The 21690-nt window shown below is 68.9% G+C and carries 21 protein-coding genes; 16 read left to right on the plus strand and 5 right to left on the minus strand.

Features of this window, described 5'->3' with window-relative positions; genetic code table 11:
- Positions 1–83 precede the first annotated feature (83 nt).
- The 10 genes from secY (at position 84) to truA (ending at position 7407) form a co-directional block, all read left to right on the plus strand.
- On the plus strand, positions 84–1397 hold the full coding sequence (secY, locus tag ACTT8P_RS00270) for a preprotein translocase subunit SecY (protein ID WP_442829404.1): 1314 nt from the start codon (positions 84–86) through the stop codon (positions 1395–1397).
- Entirely contained in the window at positions 1397–2050 is a 654-nt protein-coding gene (locus tag ACTT8P_RS00275) for an adenylate kinase (protein WP_442829405.1), read from the plus strand. Before secY ends, ACTT8P_RS00275 begins: the two co-directional genes overlap by 1 nt.
- A gap of 162 nt (positions 2051–2212) precedes the next feature.
- Positions 2213–3049, plus strand: coding sequence for a type I methionyl aminopeptidase (gene map / locus ACTT8P_RS00280; protein WP_442829406.1), 837 nt, complete (start codon positions 2213–2215; stop codon positions 3047–3049).
- Positions 3050–3202: 153 nt separating this feature from the next.
- Positions 3203–3424 carry a translation initiation factor IF-1 gene (gene infA / locus ACTT8P_RS00285; RefSeq protein WP_003948620.1) on the plus strand — a complete coding sequence of 74 codons (222 nt, stop codon included), beginning with the start codon at positions 3203–3205 and terminating at the stop codon, positions 3422–3424.
- Between the two features lie 68 nt (positions 3425–3492).
- Positions 3493–3606: a 50S ribosomal protein L36 gene (gene rpmJ / locus ACTT8P_RS00290; RefSeq protein WP_003974245.1), complete on the plus strand. Its 114-nt coding sequence runs from the start codon at positions 3493–3495 to the stop codon at positions 3604–3606.
- Positions 3607–3793: 187 nt separating this feature from the next.
- The gene (rpsM, locus tag ACTT8P_RS00295) at positions 3794–4174 is read left to right on the plus strand and encodes a 30S ribosomal protein S13 (protein WP_361157573.1); all 381 of its coding nucleotides are present in this window, start codon (positions 3794–3796) and stop codon (positions 4172–4174) included.
- Positions 4175–4243: 69 nt separating this feature from the next.
- Positions 4244–4648 carry a 30S ribosomal protein S11 gene (gene rpsK / locus ACTT8P_RS00300; RefSeq protein ID WP_003948617.1) on the plus strand — a complete coding sequence of 135 codons (405 nt, stop codon included), beginning with the start codon at positions 4244–4246 and terminating at the stop codon, positions 4646–4648.
- 123 nt (positions 4649–4771) lie between these two features.
- Positions 4772–5794 carry a DNA-directed RNA polymerase subunit alpha gene (locus tag ACTT8P_RS00305; RefSeq protein ID WP_003966937.1) on the plus strand — a complete coding sequence of 341 codons (1023 nt, stop codon included), beginning with the start codon at positions 4772–4774 and terminating at the stop codon, positions 5792–5794.
- Positions 5795–5910: 116 nt separating this feature from the next.
- The gene (gene rplQ, locus ACTT8P_RS00310; protein ID WP_442829407.1) at positions 5911–6393 is read left to right on the plus strand and encodes a 50S ribosomal protein L17; all 483 of its coding nucleotides are present in this window, start codon (positions 5911–5913) and stop codon (positions 6391–6393) included.
- 168 nt (positions 6394–6561) lie between these two features.
- Entirely contained in the window at positions 6562–7407 is an 846-nt protein-coding gene (gene truA, locus ACTT8P_RS00315) for a tRNA pseudouridine(38-40) synthase TruA (RefSeq protein ID WP_442829408.1), read from the plus strand.
- Positions 7408–7440: 33 nt separating this feature from the next.
- On the opposite strand, the gene ACTT8P_RS00320 is transcribed toward truA, so the two are convergent.
- A complete protein-coding gene (locus ACTT8P_RS00320; RefSeq protein WP_442829409.1) occupies positions 7441–9258 on the minus strand; it encodes a glycine-rich protein in 1818 nt (605 codons plus the stop codon).
- 159 nt (positions 9259–9417) lie between these two features.
- Here ACTT8P_RS00320 and ACTT8P_RS00325 point away from each other — a divergent pair, with 159 nt between their 5' ends.
- Complete coding sequence (locus tag ACTT8P_RS00325; RefSeq protein ID WP_442829410.1) at positions 9418–10845, plus strand: polysaccharide deacetylase family protein; 1428 nt, start codon at positions 9418–9420, stop codon at positions 10843–10845.
- 6 nt (positions 10846–10851) lie between these two features.
- Here the strand turns inward: ACTT8P_RS00325 and ACTT8P_RS00330 are convergent, their stop codons facing one another.
- Entirely contained in the window at positions 10852–12750 is a 1899-nt protein-coding gene (locus tag ACTT8P_RS00330) for a glycosyltransferase (RefSeq protein ID WP_442829411.1), read from the minus strand.
- Positions 12747–14018, minus strand: a complete 1272-nt coding sequence (locus ACTT8P_RS00335) for a nucleotide sugar dehydrogenase (RefSeq protein ID WP_442829412.1) — start codon at positions 14016–14018, stop codon at positions 12747–12749. The genes ACTT8P_RS00330 and ACTT8P_RS00335 overlap by 4 nt, the downstream gene beginning before the upstream one ends.
- Positions 14019–14253: 235 nt before the next feature.
- Between ACTT8P_RS00335 and ACTT8P_RS00340 the strand changes: the two genes are divergently transcribed.
- The gene (locus tag ACTT8P_RS00340) at positions 14254–15684 is read left to right on the plus strand and encodes a cellulose binding domain-containing protein (protein ID WP_442829413.1); all 1431 of its coding nucleotides are present in this window, start codon (positions 14254–14256) and stop codon (positions 15682–15684) included.
- Between the two features lie 4 nt (positions 15685–15688).
- Here ACTT8P_RS00340 and ACTT8P_RS00345 read toward each other — a convergent pair whose 3' ends face one another.
- A complete protein-coding gene (locus ACTT8P_RS00345) occupies positions 15689–16573 on the minus strand; it encodes a hypothetical protein (RefSeq protein ID WP_442829414.1) in 885 nt (294 codons plus the stop codon).
- A 74-nt stretch (positions 16574–16647) separates the two neighbouring features.
- Here ACTT8P_RS00345 and ACTT8P_RS00350 point away from each other — a divergent pair, with 74 nt between their 5' ends.
- The 4 genes from ACTT8P_RS00350 to glmM all read left to right on the plus strand — a co-directional run bounded on the left by ACTT8P_RS00350 (position 16648) and on the right by glmM (position 20622).
- Complete coding sequence (locus tag ACTT8P_RS00350; protein WP_442829415.1) at positions 16648–17859, plus strand: glycosyltransferase 87 family protein; 1212 nt, start codon at positions 16648–16650, stop codon at positions 17857–17859.
- A gap of 216 nt (positions 17860–18075) precedes the next feature.
- Positions 18076–18519 (plus strand): 50S ribosomal protein L13, encoded by a 444-nt coding sequence (gene rplM / locus ACTT8P_RS00355; RefSeq protein WP_345623790.1) that lies wholly within the window; start codon positions 18076–18078, stop codon positions 18517–18519.
- Positions 18520–18562: 43 nt separating this feature from the next.
- Positions 18563–19084: a 30S ribosomal protein S9 gene (rpsI, locus tag ACTT8P_RS00360; protein ID WP_442829416.1), complete on the plus strand. Its 522-nt coding sequence runs from the start codon at positions 18563–18565 to the stop codon at positions 19082–19084.
- Between the two features lie 179 nt (positions 19085–19263).
- On the plus strand, positions 19264–20622 hold the full coding sequence (gene glmM, locus ACTT8P_RS00365) for a phosphoglucosamine mutase (protein ID WP_442829417.1): 1359 nt from the start codon (positions 19264–19266) through the stop codon (positions 20620–20622).
- A gap of 110 nt (positions 20623–20732) precedes the next feature.
- Here glmM and ACTT8P_RS00370 read toward each other — a convergent pair whose 3' ends face one another.
- Complete coding sequence (locus ACTT8P_RS00370; protein ID WP_442829418.1) at positions 20733–21677, minus strand: DUF389 domain-containing protein; 945 nt, start codon at positions 21675–21677, stop codon at positions 20733–20735.
- Between the last annotated feature and the right edge of the window lie 13 nt (positions 21678–21690).

Below are 21690 nucleotides of genomic sequence, written 5' to 3' on the forward strand. Positions count from 1 at the left end.
GTTGACCGTTACCTATTCAGTCGTCAGTCGAACCTCAAGACCGTCACCCTTGACGCGCCAGCGCGGGGGTCGCAGGAGGCACCGTGCTCACCGCGTTCGCCCGGGCGTTCAAGACGCCCGACCTGCGCAAGAAGCTCCTCTTCACGCTCGGGATCATCGTCGTGTACCGCGTGGGTACGCACATCCCGATCCCGGGCGTCGACTACAAGAGCGTCCAAGAGTGTGTGGACCAGGCATCCGGCAACCAGGGCCTCTTCGGTCTGGTCAACATGTTCAGCGGCGGAGCCCTGCTTCAGATCACGGTCTTCGCGCTCGGCATCATGCCGTACATCACGGCCAGCATCATTCTCCAACTGCTGACCGTCGTGATCCCGCGCCTGGAGGCCCTGAAGAAGGAGGGCCAGGCGGGTACGGCGAAGATCACGCAGTACACCCGCTACCTGACCATGGCACTCGCCATCCTCCAGGGCACCGGTCTGGTCGCCACGGCCCGCAGCGGCGCCCTGTTCTCCGGCTGCACCGTGGCCAGCAACATCGTCCCCGACCAGGCCATCTTCACCACCATCGTGATGGTGGTCTGCATGACCGCCGGTACGGCCTGTGTCATGTGGCTCGGTGAGCTGATCACCGACCGCGGCATCGGCAACGGCATGTCGATCCTCATGTTCATCTCGATCGCCGCCACCTTCCCGTCCGCCCTGTGGGCCATCAAGACGCAGGGCTCGCTGGCCGACGGCTGGATCGAGTTCGGCACGGTGATCGCCGTCGGCCTGGTCATGGTCGGCCTGGTGGTCTTCGTCGAGCAGGCACAGCGCCGCATTCCCGTGCAGTACGCCAAGCGGATGATCGGCCGCCGGTCCTACGGCGGTACGTCGACGTACATCCCGCTCAAGGTGAACCAGGCGGGCGTGATCCCCGTCATCTTCGCGTCGTCGCTGCTGTACATCCCGGCGCTGATCGCCCAGTTCTCCAGCGGCACGTCCGGCTGGAAGACCTGGATCGAGGCCAACCTCGTCAAGGGCGACCATCCGATCTACATCACCCTTTACTTCTTGCTCATTGTTTTCTTCGCGTTCTTCTACGTGGCGATCTCCTTCAACCCCGAGGAAGTCGCGGACAACATGAAGAAGTATGGTGGCTTCATCCCGGGCATCCGGGCTGGCCGACCGACCGCTGAGTACCTGAGCTACGTACTCAACCGGATCACCTGGCCGGGTTCGCTGTATCTGGGTCTTATCGCTCTCGTGCCGACGATGGCGTTGGTTGGTTTCGGGGCAAACCAGAACTTCCCGTTCGGCGGTACCAGCATCCTGATCATCGTGGGTGTGGGACTGGAGACGGTGAAGCAGATCGAGAGCCAGCTCCAGCAGCGCAATTACGAAGGGTTCCTCCGCTGATGCGAATCGTCCTCGTCGGGCCGCCGGGTGCCGGTAAGGGAACGCAGGCCACCCGCCTTGCCGAGACGCTGCACATCCCGCACATCTCCACGGGTGACCTGTTCCGCGCCAACATCAGCCAGCAGACCGAGCTGGGCAAGCTCGCCAAGTCCTACATGGACGACGGCAACCTCGTTCCCGACGAGGTCACCATCGCCATGGCGAAGGACCGGATGGAGCAGCCCGACGCCGAGGGCGGCTTCCTGCTGGACGGCTTCCCGCGCAATGTCTCCCAGGCGGAGGCGCTGGACGAGCTGCTCGAGACCGAGGACATGAAGCTCGACGCGGTGCTCGATCTCGAGGCACCGGAGGAAGAGGTCGTCAAGCGGATCGCCGGACGGCGGGTCTGCCGGAACGACTCGGCGCACGTCTTCCACGTGACGTACAAGCAGCCGGCCAAGGAAGGCGTCTGCGACGTCTGCGGCGGCGAGCTGTACCAGCGGGACGACGACTCCGAGGAGACGGTCCGCAAGCGGCTGGAGGTCTACCACACGCAGACCGAGCCGATCATCGACTACTACAAGGCGCAGGGGCTGGTCGTCACCATCTCCGCGATGGGGGCGGTCGACGAGGTCACCGGGCGGGCGCTGGAGGCGCTCAAGCGCGAGCAGTAGATCTTGTAGATCTTGTTACGTCGGTCGCAGCCGCGGTTCCCGTTCCGGGAGCCGCGGCTGTGCTGTGGGGGACCTCGCGCGGCCCGGCGCGGGCGGGCGGGGGCCCCGTATCGTTGGGGGTGCTGGTTTCTTCCCCTGGTCCAGAAAGGCCGCAGGTTTTCCATGGTGCAGATCAAGAGTCCCGAGCAGATCGCCAAGATGCGCGAGGCGGGGCTGGTCGTCGCCGCCATCCACGCGGCCACGCGGGAGGCCGCCGTGCCCGGCGCCACCACCAAGGACCTGGACCAGGTCGCCCGCAAGGTGCTCGCGGAGCACAATGCCAAGCCGAACTTCCTCGGCTACGGCGGCTTCCCCGCGACGATCTGCACCTCGGCCAACGAGGTCGTGGTGCACGGCATCCCCTCCGACGAGGTGGTGCTCAAGGACGGGGACATCATCTCCATCGACTGCGGCGCGATCATCGACGGCTGGCACGGTGACGCCGCCTACACCGCCTTCGTGGGGTCCGGGCACGCGCCCGAGCTGATCGAGCTGTCCCGGGTGACCGAGGAGTCCATGTGGGCCGGGATCGCCGCCATGAAGCAGGGCAACCGGCTGGTCGACATCTCCCGGGCGGTCGAGACGTACATCCGCCGGCAGCCCAAGCCGGGCGGCGGCCGGTACGGGATCATCGAGGACTACGGCGGCCACGGCATCGGCACCGAGATGCACATGGACCCGCACCTGCTGAACTACGTCGACCGGCGCCGGGGCAAGGGCCCGAAGCTGGTGCCCGGGACCTGCCTGGCCATCGAGCCGATGGTGTCGCTCGGCACCCCGAAGACGCGGGTGCTGGCGGACGAGTGGACCGTGATCACGACGGACGGCACCTGGTCCTCGCACTGGGAGCACTCCGTCGCGCTGACCGAGCAGGGCCCGCTGGTGCTGACCGCCCCCGACGGCGGCAAGGCCAAGCTCGCCGAGCTGGGGATCACCGCCGCGCCGGACCCGCTCGCATAGTGATCTCCAGGTTGGGGCAGACTTCCTCGTTTCGCCTTTCCGGGTGTGCTGACGTAGACTGACTCGTCGGCTCTGGTGCACCCGCATGTCTGCATGCGCATATGTGTAAGTGTGACGAGAGTCGATCAAGGTAGTCGATTCGAAGGGCGAAGCGTGGCCAAGAAGCAGGGTGCCATCGAGATCGAGGGCACTGTCGTCGAGTCTCTGCCGAACGCCATGTTCAAGGTTGAGCTCCAGAACGGCCACCAGGTCCTGGCACACATCAGCGGCAAGATGCGTATGCACTACATCCGCATCCTCCCTGACGACCGGGTCGTGGTGGAGCTGTCTCCGTACGACCTGACGCGTGGCCGGATCGTCTACCGGTACAAGTAGATCTTGCCCACGTCCCGTGCGCGGTTGGCGCGGGGCCGCCGGCAACTGACCCGGAGAACCTCACACCCATGAAGGTCAAGCCGAGCGTCAAGAAGATCTGCGACAAGTGCAGGGTGATCCGCCGTCACGGTCGGGTCATGGTCATCTGCGACAACCCGCGCCACAAGCAGCGCCAGGGCTGACGCAGACCCGTCCCTCCGCGATTCGCAGTACTTCGCGCGACGCGAGCTGAAATGTTCATACGCAGGACCCGGGCGCGACTGCGCCCGACACCCCCGGTTCGGAGGCCGGGGACCCGGTTCGTACCTGGTACGGCGGACGGGGAACCGGTTCTGTGGAAGACCTCCGAAGATCACCAGGAGCCATTGAATGGCACGCGTTTCCGGTGTCGACATCCCGCGCGAAAAGCGCGTGGAGATCGCCCTGACCTACGTGTTCGGCATCGGCCGGACGCTCTCGCAGCAGACGCTCGCGGCCGTCGGCGTGGACCCGAACACCCGTGTTCGCGACCTCTCCGAGGAGCAGCTCGTCGCGATCCGCGAGTACGTCGACAACAACATCAAGACCGAGGGTGACCTCCGTCGCGAGATCCAGGCCGACATCCGCCGCAAGGTCGAGATCGGTACCTACCAGGGTCTGCGTCACCGCCGTGGTCTGCCGGTCCGTGGTCAGCGCACCAGCACGAACGCTCGTACCCGCAAGGGCCCGCGTCGCGCCATCGCCGGCAAGAAGAAGCCGGGCAAGAAGTAGTCCTCAGCGGACAACGCTTCATCAGCGGTCTTCGCTGTAGGACCGACCACCTCCCCGTAGGAGTTATAGATGCCCCCCAAGGGTCGTCAGGGCGCTGCCAAGAAGGTGCGCCGCAAGGAAAAGAAGAACGTCGCTCACGGCCACGCGCACATCAAGAGCACGTTCAACAACACGATCGTGTCCATCACGGACCCGACCGGCAACGTGATCTCCTGGGCCTCCGCCGGCCACGTCGGCTTCAAGGGCTCCCGGAAGTCCACGCCGTTCGCCGCGCAGATGGCCGCCGAGTCGGCTGCCCGTCGCGCGCAGGAGCACGGCATGCGCAAGGTCGACGTGTTCGTGAAGGGCCCGGGCTCGGGTCGCGAGACCGCCATCCGTTCGCTTCAGGCGACCGGTCTTGAGGTCGGCTCCATCCAGGACGTCACGCCCACCCCGCACAACGGCTGCCGGCCGCCGAAGCGCCGTCGCGTCTGACGTTCGTCGCTTCACGGTTCGCGGTTCCGGGCGGTACGGCTCCTTCGGGCCGTGCCGCCCGTACCCTTGCAGTATCAAGTCGGGCATCAAATAGCGGGTGCCCCTGACTGAAGGATTCTCTTCATGCTGATCGCTCAGCGTCCCTCGTTGACCGAAGAGGTCGTCGACGAATTCCGCTCCCGGTTCGTGATCGAGCCGCTGGAGCCGGGCTTCGGCTACACCCTCGGCAACTCCCTGCGCCGTACGCTCCTGTCGTCGATCCCCGGTGCGGCTGTGACCAGCATCCGGATCGACGGTGTCCTGCACGAGTTCACCACCGTGCCGGGCGTCAAGGAGGACGTCACCGACCTGATCCTCAACATCAAGCAGCTGGTCGTCTCCTCGGAGCACGACGAGCCGGTCGTGATGTACCTGCGCAAGCAGGGCCCGGGTCTGGTCACCGCCGCCGACATCGCGCCGCCGGCCGGTGTCGAGGTGCACAACCCCGACCTGGTCCTCGCCACGCTCAACGGCAAGGGCAAGCTGGAGATGGAGCTGACCGTCGAGCGCGGTCGCGGCTACGTCTCCGCCGTGCAGAACAAGCAGGTCGGCCAGGAGATCGGCCGGATCCCGGTCGACTCGATCTACTCGCCGGTGCTGAAGGTCACGTACAAGGTCGAGGCCACCCGTGTCGAGCAGCGCACCGACTTCGACAAGCTGATCGTCGACGTCGAGACCAAGCAGGCGATGCGGCCGCGCGACGCCATGGCGTCGGCCGGCAAGACCCTGGTCGAGCTGTTCGGTCTGGCCCGCGAGCTGAACATCGACGCCGAGGGCATCGACATGGGTCCGTCCCCGACGGACGCCGCGCTCGCCGCCGATCTGGCGCTGCCGATCGAGGAGCTGGAGCTCACCGTTCGGTCGTACAACTGCCTCAAGCGCGAGGGCATCCACTCCGTGGGTGAGCTGGTCGCGCGGTCCGAGGCGGACCTGCTCGACATCCGCAACTTCGGTGCGAAGTCGATCGACGAGGTCAAGGCGAAGCTGGCCGGTATGGGCCTGGCGCTGAAGGACTCGCCTCCCGGGTTCGACCCGACCGCCGCCGCGGACGCCTTCGGCGCCGACGACGACGCGGACGCCGGGTTCGTGGAGACCGAGCAGTACTGATCGGTTCCGTTTTCCGGGGGGCGTCCGCGTCCCCCGGATCTCCGACAGGCGACCGCCTGCTCGGATACTGACTCCGGTACCTGATACGGCCGGGGCAGACACCTAGGAGAAACATCATGCCGAAGCCCACCAAGGGTGCCCGTCTGGGCGGCAGTGCCGCGCACGAGAAGCTGCTGCTCGCGAACCTCGCGAAGGCGCTCTTCGAGCACGGCAAGATCACCACCACCGAGGCGAAGGCCCGCAAGCTGCGGCCGTACGCCGAGCGTCTGGTCACCAAGGCGAAGAAGGGCGACCTTCACAACCGCCGTCAGGTGCTCCAGGTGATCACGGACAAGAGCATCGTCCACACGCTCTTCACCGAGATCGGCCCGCGCTACGAGAACCGGCCGGGCGGCTACACGCGGATCACCAAGATCGGCAACCGCCGTGGTGACAACGCGCCCATGGCCGTCATCGAGCTGGTCGAGGCGCTGACCGTCGCCCAGCAGGCGACCGGTGAGGCCGAGGCCGCGACCGCGCGTGCCGCGAAGGACGCCGAGGCGGCCGAGGCCACCGAGGCGCCCGCCGAGGAGTCGGCCGAGGAGTCGAAGGACGCGTAAGCGTCTGCGGGGTGCTGAGCGGTTGGCGGCTGCGGGTTCGTCGTAGCTGGTCGCGACCACGCGGCGGAGCCGCATATCGATACAGCCCCACGCCCCTGTCGGGGCGCGTTGCGGGTCCGTTCCCTTCCAGGGGCGGGCCCGCTTTCGCGTGGGTGAAAGGAATTGGGTGTGAGTGAGGGCGCAGCCGACGGGTACGTGCGGATCCGGCTCGATCTGTCCTACGACGGGACCGCCTTCTCCGGGTGGGCCAAGCAGGCCGGCGGGCGGCGGACCGTGCAGGGGGAGATCGAGGACGCGCTGCGGACGGTCACCCGGTCGGGGGAGACGACGTACGAGCTGACCGTGGCCGGACGGACCGACGCCGGGGTGCACGCGCGCGGGCAGGTCGCGCATGTGGATCTGCCGGCGGAGGTGTGGGAGACGCACCGGGAGAAGCTGCTGAAGCGGCTGGCCGGGCGGCTGCCGAAGGACGTCCGGGTGTGGGCGCTGACCGAGGCGCCGGACGGGTTCAACGCGCGGTTCGCCGCGCTGTGGCGGCGCTACGTCTACCGGGTCGGTGACCGGCCGGGCGGCGTCGACCCGCTGCTGCGCGGTCATGTGCTGTGGCACGACTGGGAGTTGGACGTCGCCGCGATGGACGCGGCGGCCAAGACCCTGGTCGGCGAGCACGACTTCGCCGCGTACGCCAAGAAGCGCGAGGGCGCGACGACGGTCCGGGAGATCCTCGACTTCGGGGCCCGCCGCACCGCCGACGGGGTCATCGAGATCGAGGTGCGGGCCGACGCCTTCTGCCACAACCAAGTGCGGTCCATGGTCGGCGCGTTGCTGTTCGTGGGGGACGGGCACCGCGGGGTGGAGTGGCCGCGGAAGGTGCTGGACGCGGGGGTGCGGGACAGTGCGGTGCATGTGGTGCGGGCGCATGGGCTGACGTTGGAGGAGGTTGCTTATCCGGCGGACGGGTTGTTGGCGAAGCGGCAGCGGGCGGCGCGGCGGGTGCGGGGGCAGGTGCACTGAAGGGGGGAGCCGTGGCGGCGGATCCCCCTTCAGTCAGGTCAGCCCTTGCGCGTGGGAGCGCGTACGTGCGCGGCGTCCGAACCGCGTCGCTGCCCAGCCGAGCGCGGCGAGCGCCAGGGCCGCTGCGGCGAGCGTGCCGAGGTCCGCGGCGCCGGTCGAGGCCAGGGATCCGGAGCCGCCCGGTGCGGATGTGCCGCCCGAGCCGTCCGAGTCGGTCGGTGCCGTGGATGACGTTTCCGAGGTGCTCGGCGACGGGGAGTCGGCGGCCTGCTTCTCGGTCACCTCAACGGTGAACCGGATCGTGGTACCGCCGGCCGACGCGAGCACGGTGTAGACGCCCGGCGTCTGACCGGCGATCAGTTCGGCGGCCGTGGCCCTGCCGTCGGCGTCGGTGGTCGCCAGCACGGTGCCCGCGCCGTCGGCGAAGACCGGGGCGTCTTCCGCGTCGCCCTCGACGGCGAAGGTCACCTCGGTGTCCACCGCTGGGGCGCCGTCCTTCGTCACCCTGACGGCCAGCGACTCCGCGAAGGCGGTACCGGGTTCGGCCCGCTGCTCGTCGCCGCCGGTGATCGTAAGGGCGTGGCTGGTCCGTCCGACGTGCGCGGTGAAGGCCGTGGAGGCCGCCCCGGACGTGGCCCGCACCGAGAACGCGCCCGCGGCCTCGCCGGTGAGGACGGCGGGGGACGCCGCGCGGCCCTGGTCGTCCGTGTACACCTCGGTGAGACCCTCGTCGTCCCACTTCACTTTGAGTGCCTCGGGATCCTCCAGGGCGAAGGTCACCTTCTGGCCGGCGACCGGCTCGCCGTCCTTGTCGCGGGCCAGCACCACCATCGGATCGGAGAAGAAGAGCGGGAGGACGGTCTGGTCGTCGCCGGACTCCCGGGTCAGCTCGGTGACCAGGGGTATCCCCTTGGGATCCTGCCACTGGAAGACGACGCGACCGTCGCCGCCAGGGCCGTTCGGTCCGCCCTCGGCGACACCGGAGAGCACCGGGTCGTTGAACGGGCTGGACACCCAGAACGGGTCGTCCTTCGCCGGAGGCACGGTGCTGTCGCTGCTCAGCATCCGTACGTCGGTGACGCGCTCCGCCGCAGCGTAACTGGAGCCGCCACCGCCGCTGCCGCCGTGGCCCGCCGCGGTCTTGCCGGCGCCGCTGCCACCACCCGCGTAGCCCGCCCCACCACCGCCACCACCGTCGGTGGAATCCCCGCCCGCACCGCCCTGCGTGGCGTCCGCGCCGGCTTCGCCGCCGGCCCCGCCGGCCGCACCCCCCTGGGCGCCGTGCGCACCCCTGCCACCGAGGGCTTCCTCGATCGCGTCTTGGCCGTCCGGGGCGCCGCCGCCCCCGGCCCGGCCGTGCCCGGTGACGCCGAGACCGCCGCCACCGCCACCGGCGGCGACGACCAGCGCGGAACCGTCGGCGGTGCGGACCGCGGAGCTGGCGCCGCCCTTTTCGCCCCAGGTGCCGGACGGTTGTCCACCGAGCGCGTCGCCGTAGGACTCGCCGTAGTAGTAGCCGCCGACCCTGACGGTGAGCTGCTCACCGGGGGTGACATCGAGCGTGCCCGCCACGTACGCGCCCGCGCCGCCGTTGGCGAAGGGATTGCCGTCACCGCCTTCACCCCAGGCACGGACGTCGAGTTGTTCCACGCCGAGCGGTACGGCGAAGTTCTCGGCGGCGCCGGTGAACGCGAAGACCCGGCAGTGGGTGAATCCTCCGGTCGGGCCGCACCACGTGCTGTCGGCCGCGGTGGCCGGCCAGCCACCCCCCGCGGCCAGGCCCGCCGCCAGCAGCGCGGCCACGCCCACGGCACGTGTCCCGCGGCGCAGTACGGAAGAACGTCTTTTCATGAACCCCTCCTGTGTGTAAAAACAGCCCCCCCCGGGGGCTTGTAACGGCTAAGTGGAGGAGCGATTCCCCAATTTCATTCATCCCCACCCGCCAATGGTCATCCTACTGTCAGGCCAGTTACATTGGGCACTTAAAAATTCCGTCGCTGGAGGGAAGCCATGGCGTGGAAGGTCCGTAAGGAATTCACGATGGACAGACGCTCCGCGTTGCGGGCGATGGGGGCGGGCGGTCTGGCCGTGGCCGGCGGGACGGGTGCGGTGGTCGCCGCGGACGCCGGGCCGACCGAGGGCCTGGGAGCGCCGCCGTACGCTCCGGCCGGACGACGGCCGCGCCACCGTCGGGCGACCTGGAGCCAGCAGTTCCAGCCGGGGCACGGCTGGACGGCGGGCGGCGCGGGCACCGCATCGACGAACCCAGCCGACACCGCCGTCTTCACCCGTGGTGCCGCATCTGTGCGGGTGACCACCGCGGGTACCGGTGTTCAGTCGTACGTCCGCAAGAGCGGTATGAGCGTCATGAATCTCACCGGCAAGATGATCCGGCTCGTCTTCCGGGTCACGGACGTCACCCACCTCAGCAGGATCCAGTTCTACCTCGGCAGTTCCGGGCTGAAGAACGCCTTCAGCTGGCGGGTGCACACGCATGGGACCGGAGCGGCGGCCAACTACGCGCAGTCGGGGGAGTGGGTGACGGTCCATCTCCAGTGGGCCGACGTCAGCGCCGCGTCCGGCGCGTACTCCCTCTCCGCACAGGGTGTCCCGTCCGCGCGGTCGGGGTTCACCGACATGTCGTTCGCGGTCTACGACGATGCGTCGGCGCCGGTGACCTACCATCTGCAAGTAATCGAACTTGTGTCTGATACGGTATCCGTCTTCCCCGCAGGCGTGGTGTCGTTGACCTTCGACGACTCGCACAAGTCCGTCCACGATCTGGCTCGTCCGGTCATGGACCCGTGGGGAATTCCGGGCACGCTCTACAACATCGCCGACGTGATCGGTACTGGTACTTACGTGAACCTCGGGCAGATGCGCTCGCTCCAGGATGCTTCGGGCTGGGAAATGGCCGGGCACTCGTTCGCCGCTGCGACGCACACGGCGAGTTACCCGAAACTAACGGCTCAAGAAGTCGACGCGGATTTCGTAAAACTCCGAGAATGGCTCGTCGGCAACGGTTTCACCAGTGAGCATTTCGCCTATCCGCACGGAGCATTCCAGAAGACCACCGACGGGGTACCCGTCGATCAGCTCGCCGCCCGCCACTTCACCACGGCCCGCTCGATCGTCTCGGAGACCATCGAGAGTTTCGCGCCGGCCATGCCGCACCGGCTCAAGGCGCTGACCGGGGTCACCGACGGAACGGGTATCGGTGGTGCGGCGCTGAGCCGGGTGATCGGTCCAGGTGGTGCGCTCGACCGCTGTGCCCGCAGCGGCTGCTGGCTGATCCTGTGCCTGCACCGGATCGTCGCCGATGCGCCCACCGCGAGCACCGAGATCAGCCAGACCGGTCTGCGCACCCTGGTCACCGAGATCCGCGAGCGCGGTATCGAGGTGCTCACCGTGCAGGAGGCCATGGCTTACCACGCCTGACCGAGGCTAGCGGTTCTCCTCCGGCCAGCCGTTGTCCTGATACTCCGGGTGGTACGGCCGGCCGTCCGGGGTCCAGTGCTGTTGCACCTGCTGGGGGTAGGGCACCTGCGGATGCTGCGGAATGTGCGGGACGTACGGCTGCTGGTCGTGACCCTGGACGTACTGGCCCTGCCAGTGGTCGTACGCCTGGGTGTGCTGCGGGTAGGAGACCTGCTCTTGGACGGGGTACGGCTGCTCGTACCGCGGTGTGCCGTAGACCTGCTGGGGGAGAGGCTGTTGCTGCGGCGCGCCGTTCCACGCCACCTGCTGCTGGGGCACGTTGCGGCCCATGTCGTGCAACTCGCCCTGGGTGTGGGCGGGGTGCACCTGTGTCACGGTGGTCGGGTCGGGGCGTGCGGCGTGCGGCGTCGTACGGGCCAGGGCGATGCCCTCCAGGCGCATCATCTCGATGGTCGAGGAGACCTGCTGGGAGGAGTACTCGTCCTCCTCCTCGTAGACCGCGGAGACGTCCTGCTCGTGGTCGCCGGCGACAGACACCTCCACGCCGCCCTGACGGGTGCCCCAGCTCCCCTTGTGCAGGGTGAGCAGTGCGTAGAAACGCAGCGGGGTCAGCAGGACCAACTGGATGACGCCGTACAGCGGAGCCAGCAGGAACATCCCGAACCGCTTGATGAGGCCCATGCCGCGGCGTGGGAAGTCGAGGTAACGGACGTTGCGCAGGTACCCCATGAGCACCATGAAGACCAGATAGTCGCCGAGGTGGTTGACGAATCGTTCCGGCTGCATGACCGGCAGGATGACCATGGAGTAGAACATCGCCGAGCCGAAGACCAGCCACAGCGCGAGTTCCATGCAGGTCAGCCAGAAGGCGGGCCGGTACTTCTTCTGGTGGGTGAAGGCCCACAGGGACTCGCGGAAGAAGGACTTGTTCCAGCGCACCTGCTGGCGCAGGAAGTGCGGCAGCTTCTCGGGGACGGCGGTGTAACCGACGGCCGTCTCCTGGAAGACGACCTGCCCCTCCATCAGGCAGTAGTTCGTCATACGCCGGTCGTCGCCGAAGACGGCCGGCTTGCCGAGGAACTGCTGGTTGAGGAAGTCCGGCAGGTACTTGCGCACCAGGGTGCCGCGGTACACGGAGAGCGCGCCGCAGCAGCACAGGACGGACTTCAGCCGGGAGTACGCGGCCCGCTCGAACAGGAACGAGTTACCGTACCGCAGGTCCTGGAGGCGGGTGAAGATGTTGCTGTCGTGGTTGAGCGCGAGGACCATGCCGGTGGAGGCCATGATCTTCGGGTTGGCCATGGGCAGCAGCAGCTCACGGACCGTGTCCCGGGACAGGATCGTGTCCGAGTCCACGCACAGGAACAGGTCGGAGTAGGGCGCTGCCTGGAAGCCGAGGGCGAGTGCCTCTCGCTTGCCCTTGTTCTCGGGCTGGACGCTGACCGTGTACTTCACGCCGCGCGCCTCGAACTCACGACGCAGCTTCTTGGCGGCCTTGATGCCCGAGGAATCGGCGCTCGCGTCGTCGATGATGTGGATCTCGTTGGGGAGCCGGCTCTGCGCGAGCAGGCTGCGCATGCCCTGCTCGAACATCACCGGGTCCTCGTTGTAGATCGGGATGACCGCGGTGACCCAGGAGTTGTCCAGGAGCAGCAACTCCTCGCGGTCCGCTTTCGCGGGCCGGTAGAAGAGCGCCCCGAACATCTTCAGGGCGAGCAGGGCCAGCGCCCCGAACGAGTACAGATGGAGGGATTCGGGGTCGAGCTTGGTGACGATGACGGCGGCGATGGCGAGGAAGACGAAGTACGAGACCTTCAGATGCCGTCGTCGCCGGTGCCGGCGGCGGCCGTCGGAGTCGACGGCGCCCGGTATGTAGGTTTCCGAAGTGTCGGAGGTGTCGGTCACAGCTTGACCACCTGAGGATGGTCGGCCGATTTGCCGCGTGTGTCGAAGAGCAGGCGGGCCTGGTCGGCCAGCTCGGCCAGGTTCAGCTCGCTGTGCTGCTGGAGAAGGATGGTCAGGTCGGCCTCGGCGGCGCCGGCGAGGTAGTCCTCGACCCGGGGCACGGGGGTGCCCTCGACGGTCCAGTCCGCGACGCGGGAGTCGTAGTAGGCCAGCTCGGCGCCGCGGGCGAGCAGCAGCTCGGCCACGTCCACCGCTGGGCTCTCCCGCTGGTCGGAGATGTCCGGCTTGTAGGTGACGCCGAGCAGGAGGACGCGTGAGCCGCGGATCGGTCTGCCCTGCTGGTTGAGCAGGTCGGCGGCGCGCGAGACGACGTGGGCGGGCATGCGCTGGTTGATCTCCTGGGCCAGCTCCACGAAGCGGAACGGTATGCCGAGCGAACGTACTTTGTAGGAAAGGTAGTTCGGGTCGATCGGGATGCAGTGACCGCCGACGCCGGGCCCCGGATAGAAGGGGGCGAAGCCGAAGGGCTTGCTGGAGGCGCAGCCGATGGCGTCCCAGAGGTCGACGCCGATCTCACGGCAGAACATCGCCATCTCGTTGACGAGGGCGATGTTGACGTGCCGGTAGGTGTTCTCCAGCAGCTTGGCCATCTCGGCCTCACGGGTCCCCTTGGCCTCCACCACACTGCCCACGAACCGCTCGTACAGCGCGCGGGCCGCCTTGGTGCAGTCCGGGGTGGTGCCGCCGACGACCTTGGGCGTGTTCTCCAGGCCGTAGGTCGGGTTCCCCGGGTCGATGCGCTCGGGGGAGAAGGCGAGGTAGAAGTCGATGCCCGCCTTCAGGCCGCCCGCCTCCAGGCGAGGGCGGACGATCTCGTCGGTGGTGCCCGGGTACGTGGTGGACTCCAGGACCACGAGGGTGCCCGGTCTGAGGTGGGCTGCGATGTCCGCGACCGCGGAGTCCACCGCGCCCAGGTTGGGCGCGCCGTGCTCGGTCAGCGGTGTGGGGACACAGATCACGACGGCCGCCGCGTCCGCGATGATCTCGGGTGCGGACACCGCCCGGAAACCCTGATCGAGCATGGTGCGCAGATCGGTGTCACTGATGTCGTCGATGTGTGAAGTCCCCGACGACAGTCCCCGCACCACCGTCGGGCTGCGGTCGAGGCCCACGACCTTCAGACCGGAAGCGCTTGCTGCCCGGGCAAGCGGCAGCCCTACGTAGCCGAGCCCGATGATCACGAGATCGACCGACGAGTTTCGGTTCACGGTGATACGTCCCCACCCCGGCGCCACCCAAGCCCCCCGGCCTCGGCGCACAGTCAGCCATCGAATAAAGGAGCGAGAAGAGTAACAAGATCCACACAAGTGTTCACATGGCTCGCACAGTTGTGATTGTCACGTTAAAACTCGTACAACCCTTCTACGTGATCGAGAGTCGGCCCCTTTGTCTTGCCGATCCATCCGACGGGCGCACCACTCGCGCCTCTGAAGGAGTCCCTCCGTGGCGTCCCGCCGTCAGCCTCGCCGTCGTAGCGGCGTGGCCCGCATGTTCAAGGTCCTGCTCGTGGTGGCCGTTCTCGCCGGCGGTGTGCTGGCCGCGAAGCCGGTGTGGAACCACTTCAACCCGGAGGACCCAGAGCTGACCGTCCGCTACCGGACGGCGACCAAGGCGGAGGCCGACGCCGTCCGGCCATGGCTGGAGGTGTTCAACACCTCCGAGAAGACCGTGCCCCTGAGCGATGTCGCCTTGCGGTACTACTTCACCGCCGAGGACGACGCGGCGTACGGCTTCAATTGTGTGGAAGCGGTGGTGGGCTGCTCGAACCTGACGGGCACCGTGGTCACCATGGACACCCCCCACGAGGGCGCCGATCACTACCTGGAGCTCGGGTTCAGTGCCAAGGCGGGCGCGCTGAAGCCCGGCGCGAACAGCCGCGGACTGGAGATCCAGCTCTACCGGACCGACCGCAAGCCGGTGCAGCAGGACGGCGACTGGTCCTACGACGCCTCGAAGCGGACCTACCAGAACTCCGATCGGGTCCCGGCCTACAAGCGTGGTGCCCTGGTGTGGGGCGAGGAGCCCGGTGGTGACGGCGCCGGGACCACGACCTCACCGAAGCCGGGCGTCAAGACTGCTCCCGTACTGCCCGAGGGCGCCTTCTTCGACGACTTCAACTACCTGGGCCCGAAGGACACGGCGCTGTTCAAGCACGGCTGGCTGGTGCGGACCAGTGAGGGCGGGCCCGGCATCGACGACACGTGGACCAGCAAGGGCGTCTCCTTCCCCAGTGATGACGAGCCGTCAGGCGGGCAGGTGCTCAACCTGCGCACCGTCACCGACGGCACGACGGCCGGCACCCAGCAGGCCGCCGTCGGTACGAAGGAGGCGAAGTTCCGTATCGGCACCTACGCGGCGCGCGTCCACTTCACCGATGAGCCGACCGCCGGCGAGAACGGCGACCATGTCAATCAGACCTTCTTCACCATCGGAGGCTCCGGCAACAAATACGCCGAACTCGATTACGAGTACATGCCGAACGGCGGCTGGGGTGCGTCCGGGCCCAAGCTGGACACCACCACCTGGCGGAACGCCGACAAGGGTGACCGGGTCACTCGCAAGACCGAGAAAAGCCTGGCCGGCTGGCACACCCTGATGATCGTGGTCGAGAAGGACGCCGTCACCTACAGCATCGACGGCGAGACCCTCTACCGCAGCGGCGCGGCGTACGCCCCGCGGGCCGACATGGCCGTCAACTTCAACACCTGGTTCGTCGACCTGCCGTTCACCGGTGACCGCGCCTGGGACATGAAGGTCGACTGGATGTACCACCGAACCGGCCAGGCCCTCACGGCGAAGCAGGCCGAGCAGGCGGCCGAGGAGTTCCGAGACGGCGGCGTGGGCTGGTTCGACACGATGCCGTCGGCCTCCTGAGGGGCTACTGGGCCGCCGCCGAAGCCTGTGCCTCCCCCCGTCGGTGGATCTGGCGGAAGGTGAACTTGCCCAGGTCGTCGCCGATTTGGAAGGCCGCCGTGTCCTTTTCCGTGACGTCCTTGCCGTCGGTGTGCCCGGCGATGGTGAAGTAGACGTAGCGGCCGTAGGAGTTGGTGGTGGTGCGGCAGACCTCGCCGGTGCAGAAGGAGTCGACGCCGCCGCCGGAGAGCGGCTTGACGATGCTCTTCGTGTCGGCGCCGGACTTGGCCCCGGTCGCCTTCGCCGCGGTGTCGAAGACGGCCACGCCGACCGTGACCGCGATGTCGTCCTTGGTGTAGGTGACCCGCATCAGCCGGGTGCAGTCGTTGGCCTCGAGGACCTTCGGCAGGGTCTGCTGGGCGGCCGAGGAGCAGGTGCGGGTGTCGGCCGTGGGGCCCTTCTTGTAGACCGTCTCGCCCATGGTCAGCTGGGTGCCGGGGAACAGGGTCTCCGGGCCGAGCGCGGCGGTGTCCTTCTTCGCGCTGGAGATGAAGTCCTTCGGGTCCAGCGGGGGCGGCGCGCTGGTCGGGGCGAACGACGGCGCCGCGGCCGACGCGCTCGGCAGCTCGGCCGCGCTCGGCAGCTGGGACGACGGCGAGTCGGACGCCTGGCCCGAGCCGTCCGCCGAGACCACGGCCACCGCCACGGCGGCCGCCACCGCCACGGTGGCCAGCGCCCCGCCGCCGACGAACAGCAGCCGGCGGCGCTTGGCGCGCGCCTCGGACGCCTCGGCGAGCGCCGCCCAGTCCGGGGTGTCGCCACCGCCGCCGCTCCAAGGCTGCTGCTGCTGTTGGGAATTCGGTGTCCAGGGATCCCACTGGGAGTCGGGTCCCCCCTGCCCAAAGCTCATGAGGCGCATCTTAGACGGGACGGGTGGCGTGCTGGTCCGTGTCCACAGGGAGCGCAGCGCCTAGCGTTCCGTCCATGTGGACGGGCAATACGGGTAAAGGTGACATCTCCGGGTGGTTGGGGCGGCCCGCGGGGCGGGTGGCGTGGGTGGTGCTCGCGGCGGTGCTGGGGGCACTCGCGGCGCATACCGCCCGCGTGACCTCGGACGGCGGGATGGACAACGCGATCGTGGTGCGGGCGGCGCGGTCCTGGCTGGCCGGCGGCGACCCCTATGACGATCCCCACTTCCTCTATTTTCCGAGCGCGGTGCTGGCCGCCGTACCGCAGGCGCTGCTGCCGCAGGCGGTGCTGCGGGTGGTGGTGCCGGTGGTGGTGGCCGGGCTGCTGGCGGCGGGGTGGGGGTGTGCGCTGCGGTTGCACGGAGTGGCGCGGGGCAGCCGCCTCGGCGTGCTGGGGCTGACCGGGCTGGCGGCCTGCTTCGCGCCGTTCGGGCACCTGGTGCGGCTGGGGAACTGGACGGTCACGGCGGCCGTCGCGCTGCCGCTGTGCCTGCTGCTCGCCTACCGGGGGCGGTGGATCGCGGCCGGGGTGGTGGTCGGGGTCGCGGTGGCGCTGAAGCCGCTGCTCGCGCCAGTCGTCCTGCTCTTCGTACTGGCCGGGCGGTGGCGGGCGCTGGCGGCGGCCGTCCTGGTACCGGCCCTCGCCTCCGGGGCGGCGGCGCTGCTGCTGCCGGACCCGGCCGGGTTCTTCACCCGCACCCTCCCCTTCCTGCTGCGCGGCGACGACGGTTTCGTGCGGCTGTACGAGGCGTCCCCGGCGGCCGTGCTGCCCCGGCTCGGCGTGCCGGTGCCGCTCGCCGAAGGGCTCGCCCTGCTCGCGGCGGGCGCCGGGGTGCTGTGCGCCCGGCTGCGCTGGCGGCGGGCCGATCCCGGGCCGCTGCGGTACGCCGAGACCGCGGCCGGCCTGATGCTCTCCGCGTTCCTGGTCTCCCGGCCCTCCTACGACCACTATCTGCTGGTCGTCGTGCCGCTGCTGCTGGCCGGCCTGCCGGACCCGGACTCGGTGGCCCGGCGGCCGGGGTGCTGGGTGGCGCTGGTGCCGCAGCTGCCCGGGGTGACCTGGCCCTGGCTGGAGGCGGCGGAGCGGCGGGCCTTCAAGGACGCCTTCACGCTGGGTGTGCTGGCGGTGACGGTGGCGGCGGGGGCCGTGGGGCGCCGGGGACGGCGGGCTCCGGGCGGCAGCGGTGACCGGTCACGTACGCTGGAGGTGGACAGCGGGTCCGGGTGAGCCCTCGTTTTGACCCTTCTGGGGCACCCCGGTATCCTGCTTGTTCGTTGTGTATTGGCTTGCTCATTCTCACGGGACGGGCCCTTACACCGGTCCACCGGGCCGATGACCAGCGACCCACGTACGCGGTATGCGTCGCCGCAGTGCGGTCCAGGCTGTCGTGATCGTTTCGGTGACCAGTTATGGACCATTCACTCGAAGCGAAGGCTACGAACCGTGCGTACGTACAGCCCCAAGCCCGGCGATGTGACGCGCCAGTGGCACGTCATCGACGCTCAGGACGTCGTCCTGGGCCGTCTGGCCTCCACCACGGCCTCCATCCTGCGTGGCAAGCACAAGCCGATCTACGCGCCCCACGTCGACACCGGTGACTTCGTCATCATCATCAACGCCGACAAGGTGCACCTCTCCGGCAACAAGCGGACCCAGAAGATGGCCTACCGCCACTCGGGCTACCCGGGCGGTCTGCGCTCCGTCCGCTACGACGAGCTGCTGGACAAGAACCCGGAGAAGGCCATCGAGAAGGCCGTCAAGGGCATGCTCCCCAAGAACACGCTGGGCCGTCAGATGCTCTCGAAGCTGAAGGTCTACAAGGGTGACCAGCACCCGCACGGCGCGCAGCAGCCGCAGCCGTTCGAGATCACCCAGGTCGCGCAGTAAGTCCGGCCACCCCCTTAAAGCTGAAGAGAATCTGAGGAGAATCGTGGCTGAGACCACTGCCGAGCAGCCGCTCGAAGAGACCGAGCTCGTCGACATCGAGAGCTACACCACCGAGTCCGAGGTGCCCGTCGAGGGCGAGTACACCACGGAGTCGATGGCCTCCCGCTTCGGCGAGCCGCAGCCGGCCGCCGGCCTGGGCCGCCGCAAGAACGCCATCGCCCGCGTCCGGATCGTCCCGGGCAGCGGCAAGTGGAAGATCAACGGCCGCACCCTCGAGGACTACTTCCCGAACAAGGTGCACCAGCAGGAAGTCAACGAGCCCTTCAAGGTGCTCGAGCTGGACGACCGCTACGACGTCATCGCCCGGATCTCCGGCGGCGGCGTCTCCGGCCAGGCCGGTGCCCTGCGCCTCGGTGTCGCGCGTGCCCTGAACGAGGCCGACGTCGACAACAACCGCGGCGCCCTCAAGAAGGCCGGCTTCCTGCGCCGCGACGACCGCGCGGTCGAGCGGAAGAAGGCCGGTCTGAAGAAGGCCCGCAAGGCTCCGCAGTACAGCAAGCGCTAAGCCCCACGCGCCCCGCGCGTACTCCGAACGCCCCGGCGGCACGCCCTTTGTGCCGCCGGGGCGTTCGTTTATCCACAGGCGGGGGCGTATAACGGCACAAGACGCTCAAAGGCTTATGTGATCGGATGTCGGTTCGGATGTCAGTGCGGTGTGCATCTGACGATTCCTCAGGAGGACAAGTGGGACGACTCTTCGGCACGGACGGCGTGCGCGGTGTCGCCAACGCGGATCTGACGGCTGAGCTGGCGCTCGGCCTCTCCGTCGCCGCGGCGCACGTACTGGCCGAGGTGGGCACCTTCGAGGGGCACCGGCCGACCGCCGTGGTCGGACGTGATCCGCGGGCGTCCGGGGAGTTCCTGGAGGCCGCCGTCGTCGCCGGGCTGGCCAGCGCCGGCGTGGACGTGCTGCGGGTCGGTGTGCTGCCGACGCCCGCGGTCGCCCATCTCACCGGCGCGCTCGGCGCCGACCTGGGCGTGATGCTCTCCGCGAGCCACAACGCCATGCCGGACAACGGGGTCAAGTTCTTCGCCCGCGGCGGTCACAAACTCGCCGACGAGCTGGAGGACCGCATCGAGGCCGTCTACGCCGAGCATCGCACCGGGGCGCCCTGGGACCGGCCGACCGGGGGCGGCGTCGGGCGGGTGCGGGAGTACAAGGAAGGGCTCGACCAGTACGTCGCCCACCTCGTCGGCGTGCTGCCGAACCGGCTGGACGGGCTGAAGATCGTCCTGGACGAGGCGCACGGCGCGGCCTGGCGGGTCTCGCCGGAGGCGTTCGCACGGGCCGGCGCCGAGATCGTCACCATCGGCGCCGAACCGGACGGCCTCAACATCAACGACGGCTGCGGCTCCACCCACCTGGAGAAGCTGACCGCCGCCGTCGTCGAGCACGGCGCCGACCTCGGCATCGCGCACGACGGCGACGCCGACCGGTGCCTGGCCGTGGACCACACCGGCGCGGAGGTGGACGGCGACCAGATCCTCGCCGTGCTGGCCTTGGCGATGCGGGAGCGGGGCGCGCTGCGCTCGGACACGGTGGTCGCCACCGTCATGTCCAACCTCGGCTTCAAGCTGGCCATGGAGCGCGAGGGCATCCAGTTCGTGCAGACCGGGGTCGGCGACCGGTACGTGCTGGAGGAGATGAAGCAGCACGGGTACGCGCTGGGCGGCGAGCAGTCCGGCCACGTCATCGTGCTGGACCACGCCACCACCGGCGACGGCACGCTGACCGGGCTGCTGCTGGCGGCGCGGGTCGCGCAGTCCGGCCGTACGCTGCGGGACCTGGCGTCGGTCATGGAGCGGCTGCCGCAGGTACTGGTCAATGTGCCGGACGTGGACAAGTCGCGGGTGCGGACGTCGGCGGAGCTGGCGACGGCGGTCGGCGAGGCGGAGCGGGAGCTGGGGGCCACCGGGCGGGTGCTGTTGCGTCCCTCCGGTACGGAGCCGCTGGTGCGGGTCATGGTCGAGGCGGCGGACATCGAGCAGGCTCGGGCGGTGGCGGGGCGGTTGGCTGATTCGGTGAAGTCGGCGCTGGGGTAGTTTCCGTCGCCGGGTCGCGGAGGGGTGATGCGGTGCGTTGCGGGCTGCTGGTTCGTCGTGGCTTGTCGCGCCCACGCGGCGGAGCCGCAGATCGATACAGCCCCGCGCCCCTAAAGGCGCTTTTCCGACCGGCGTTTTTTCATTGCCGCCCACAGGGTTTTCTGGAGCAGCAGGGTCAGGGTGCCGGCCACGATGATGCCCAGCAGGTTCAGCAGGAGCTGTTCGGTCGAGCGCCAGCCCTGGTGGGTGTCGCCGTAGATCAGGGCCACGGCCGCGTTGGCGGCGGCCGGGACCGTGGTGACCGAGATGGCGACGCCGACCAGGGCGCCGGACTTCGCCGAGGTCAGGGAGAGCATCCCGGCGGCGCCGGCCAGCACCGCCACCACGAACGAGAACCAGTCGGGGGCGTAGACGAAGCCGGTGTTCGGGCGCTCGCCCTCCAGCTTGGCCTCGGTGAACAGGCCGACGGAGTCCATGAAGACGCTGAACGCGGCGGTCACCGCCATGGCGACGGCGAAGCCCGCCAGCAGGGCGATCGCCGAGCGCAGCGCGAGGCGCGGGGCACGCTGGACGGCGGCGGTGCAGATGCCGGCCAGCGGGCCGAACTCCGGGCCGACCGCCATCGCGCCGACGATCAGGATCGCGTTGTCCAGCACCACACCGCAGGCCGCGATCATCGTGGCCAGCGTGATGAAGGCGACGTAGGTGACGGAGAGGGTCGACTCCTCGTGGGTGGCCTCCTGGAGCTGCTCCCACAGCACCGCGTCCGCGCCCTCGCCCGGTGCCTCCTCCTCGGCCCGGTCGGCGTACTCGGACAGTGACAGGTCGATGTCCTCGGCGGTGATGGCGCCGTGCCGTTGCAGGCCGAGTCCGCGCAGCCCGTTGATGAGGTCGTCGCCCGCCTCGCGCGCCACGTCGCACATCACCACGTCACCGGCCGGGGAGCGGGCCGCGCCGGGCAGCACGACCAGGTGGGCGGTGCCGACGGTGGTGTCCAGGAGACGGACCACCTCGTCGGTCTGTTCCGGCGGGGTGATCAGGCGCAGATGCAGCATGCGCCTATTCAAC

The sequence above is a fragment of the Streptomyces sp. JW3 genome, from assembly GCF_052216785.1.
Taxonomy (GTDB): Bacteria; Actinomycetota; Actinomycetes; order Streptomycetales; family Streptomycetaceae; genus Streptomyces.